Raw genomic sequence first — 3,137 nt, 5'->3', positions numbered from 1 at the left:
CTCAGGCGCCGCTCCGGCGCCTGAGCTCACCACGCGGACCGCAATTCCATCCCAAACCGCTCGCCTCCCACCCCGAATTCCATGATCACGAAAGAAAAGTATGCGTATAGGAAACTTTTCTTTCGTGATCATGAAAAGCAGCATGATCATGAAGGCTTTGGGTCGCCATCGCTGCGACCCATATTGTCCGAGAACCACCTGAGTACACTGAAGCTGTGATCACAGGCCGACTACGGCTGGCGTTTGCTTGCGTATCCATTCTGCTGATAGGCGCAGCCACCGGTTGCAGCGGGTCGCCGGCACCACCCGGGTCAGGAGCAAGCTCCCCCGCAGGCGGCCAGCCCGCCAGCGCACAGTCCAGCGCGGCGCCGGCATGGGGAGCGGCGACACACCTCGACCGCAGCCAAGGCGGCGAAGACCCGACATCAGTGTCCTGTCCATCCGCGAGCTTCTGCATGGCCGTGCTCGGCTCGGGCTACGCGGCTACGTTCGACGGAACCACGTGGAGCCAGCCCACCGGGCTATCTTCCTCTGCCGGTCAGCCCGATTCCGTATCGTGCCCGACCGCCAGCTTCTGCATGGCCGTGGACGCGCAAGACGCATCCACCTTCCTGTTCAACGGCAGCGCGTGGAGTTCCGCTCCGCGCATTAGCGATCCTGTCCCGGGCACCCAGACAGGCATGGCATCGGTATCGTGCTCGTCACCGAGCTTCTGTGCCGCCGTTGACAACGGCTCCAACGCGTTCACGTTCAACGGGACCTCCTGGAGCCCCGCCACGGCCATCGATCCCGGCAACCAGCTGAGCACCGTGTCTTGTCCGAGCGCCCGCTTCTGCGCCGCCGTCGACTACGGCCCGGACGTGGTCATCTTCAATGGCACCTCCTGGAGCAAACCATCCGCCATCGACCCGGGCACCTACCTGCAGGCAGTGTCGTGCGCGTCGGCCAGCTTCTGCGTTGCCATTGATCGCAAGGGGAACGCGCTCACGTTCAACGGCAGCACCTGGAGCGCGCCCGTCAACGCCGATCCGAACGGTCTCACTATGGGGGAGGGCGGCATCTCCTGGCCGGTGGTGTCCTGCCCGGCCAGCGACTTCTGCGCCGCCGTCGACGGCGCCAGCGGCAACGTGGTCACCTTCGACGGCAGCGCCTGGAGCGCGCCCGTCAACATCGACTCGAAGGCCGCTAACTCTGTCAGCGGGCCCGTCCTCATATTCCTTATGTCGGTGTCCTGCCGTTCCGCCGCGTTCTGCGTGACCGGCGACACCATCGGGAATACGTTCGTCCGAAGCTAATGGAAAAGCATAATTCCCCGCCGTTGCGAACGGCAGCGAATAGCCGGGCCCGCGGCGAGTCACCACGGGCCCGTTACGGATAAAAGCTGGAATTACAACGAAGCGAAGGCGTCTTCCAGGATGTCCAGGCCCTCCTCGAGGAGTTCTTCGCCGATTACGAGCGGCGGCAGGAACCGCAGCACATTGCCGAACGTCCCGCACGTGAGCACGACCAGTCCCGCCCGGTGGCAGACGCCGGCGACCGCGGCGGTCGAGGCCGGGTCCGGCTCCAGCGTCCCTGGCCGGGTCAGCTCCACCGCGACCATCGCGCCCCGGCCGCGGACGTCGGCGATCACGGGGTAGGTCTCGGCCAGCTTGCGCAGCCGGGGGAGCATGATGTCGCCGATCCGCCGTGCCCGCGCGGACAGGTCCAGCGACTCCATCGTCTCGATCGCGCCGAGCGCGGCGGCGCAGGCGACCGGGTTGCCGCCGTAGGTGCCGCCGAGACCGCCGGGGTGCACGGCGTCCATGATCTCCGCCCGGCCGGTGACGGCGGCGAGCGGCAGGCCGCCTGCGATGCCCTTGGCGGTCGTGACCAGGTCCGGCACGACTCCCTCGTGCGAGGACGCGAACCAGTCGCCGGTCCGGCAGAACCCGGACTGGATCTCGTCCGCGATGAACACGATCCCGTGGTCCGCGCAGAAGTCGGCCAGCCCGCGCAGGAACCCGTCGGGCGGCACGATGAACCCGCCCTCGCCCTGGATCGGCTCGATGATCACCGCGGCCACGTTGGACTCGCCGACCTGGGTGTGGATCAGCGACTTCACCACGGACAGCGCCTCGGCGCGGCACGCGTCCGGTCCGTCAGGCCAGCGCAGCGGATAGGCCATCGGCACCCGGTAGATCTCCCCGGCGAACGGGCCGAACCCCTGCTTGTACGGCATGTTCTTGGCGGTCAGCGCCATGGTGAGGTTCGTCCGGCCGTGATAGGCGTGATCGAACGCCACCACCGCCTGGCGGCCGGTGTAGTGCCTGGCGATCTTGACCGCGTTCTCCACGGCCTCGGCGCCGGAGTTGAACAGCGCCGACCGCTTCTCGTGCTCGCCAGGCGTCAGCCGGGCCAGCTGTTCGCAGACTTCGACGTAGCCCTCGTACGGCGTCACCATGAAGCAGGTGTGGGTGAACTGCGCCACCTGCGCGGACACCCGGGACACCACGTCGGGCGCGGCGTTGCCCACCGACACGACCGCGATGCCCGCGCCGAAGTCGATCAGCGAGTTGCCGTCGGCGTCGAGCAGCACGCCGCCGCCGGCCGCGGTGATGAACACCGGCAGCGTAGTCGAGACGCCCCGGGCGACGACCCCCAGGCGGCGCTCGAACAGGGCGCGCGAGGCCGGACCGGGGATCTCGGTGACAAGGTTGCGTCGCTGCGGCAGCTCAGGGCCGCCGTGGGGAACTTGAAGCATGTTCGGACGATAACATCCGGACATGCCTGATCAACATGCCGGAACTTCCGGGAGCCTGTTCGGGGGGGTATTCGCGCGCGGCAGCGCGATCATCGACGACAGGGCGTGGCTGCAGGCCATGCTCGACGCGGAAGCGGGCCTGGCCAGGGCCCTGGAACGCGCCGGGCTCGCACCCGCGGGAGCGGGCGAGGCGGTCACCAGGGCGGCGCGGGCGAACGACTTCGACATCGCGGAGCTCGGCGAGCTGTCCGCGCTGACAGGTAACCCCGTCCCCGGACTGGCCAGGGCGCTGGCCGTCAAGGTCGGCGGCCAGCGGGGCCGGGCGGTGCACCGGGGCGCGACCAGCCAGGACATCCTCGACACGGCGGCGATGCTGCTGGCCCGCACGGCCATCGAC

2 protein-coding genes and 1 pseudogene are annotated in these 3,137 nt (G+C 68.3%); 2 read left to right on the top strand and 1 reads right to left on the bottom strand.

Features of this window, described 5'->3' with window-relative positions:
- Positions 1–680: 680 nt before the first annotated feature.
- A complete protein-coding gene (locus WA805_RS25730; RefSeq protein WP_425243633.1) occupies positions 681–1,295 on the top strand; it encodes a hypothetical protein in 615 nt (204 codons plus the stop codon).
- Between the two features lie 92 nt (positions 1,296–1,387).
- Here the strand turns inward: WA805_RS25730 and gabT are convergent, their stop codons facing one another.
- Positions 1,388–2,740 carry a 4-aminobutyrate--2-oxoglutarate transaminase gene (gabT, locus tag WA805_RS25725; RefSeq protein WP_425243632.1) on the bottom strand — a complete coding sequence of 451 codons (1,353 nt, stop codon included), beginning with the start codon at positions 2,738–2,740 and terminating at the stop codon, positions 1,388–1,390.
- 22 nt (positions 2,741–2,762) lie between these two features.
- On the opposite strand from gabT, the pseudogene WA805_RS25720 reads away from it, so the two are divergent.
- Positions 2,763–3,137 (top strand): annotated as a pseudogene (locus WA805_RS25720) (3-carboxy-cis,cis-muconate cycloisomerase); the annotation flags it as partial.

The organism is Trebonia sp., assembly GCF_049794275.1.
GTDB lineage: Bacteria > Actinomycetota > Actinomycetes > Streptosporangiales > Streptosporangiaceae > Trebonia.
Note: the sequence above shows the minus strand (reverse complement) of the source record. Positions and strands in the feature narration are given on the sequence as shown.

Excerpts from the sequence above, each read along its gene's own strand:
- WA805_RS25730 (WP_425243633.1), top strand. The coding sequence starts at position 681 with ATGGCATCGGTATCGTGCTCGTCACCGAGCTTCTGTGCCGCCGTTGAC.
- gabT (WP_425243632.1), bottom strand. The coding sequence starts at position 2,740 with ATGCTTCAAGTTCCCCACGGCGGCCCTGAGCTGCCGCAGCGACGCAAC.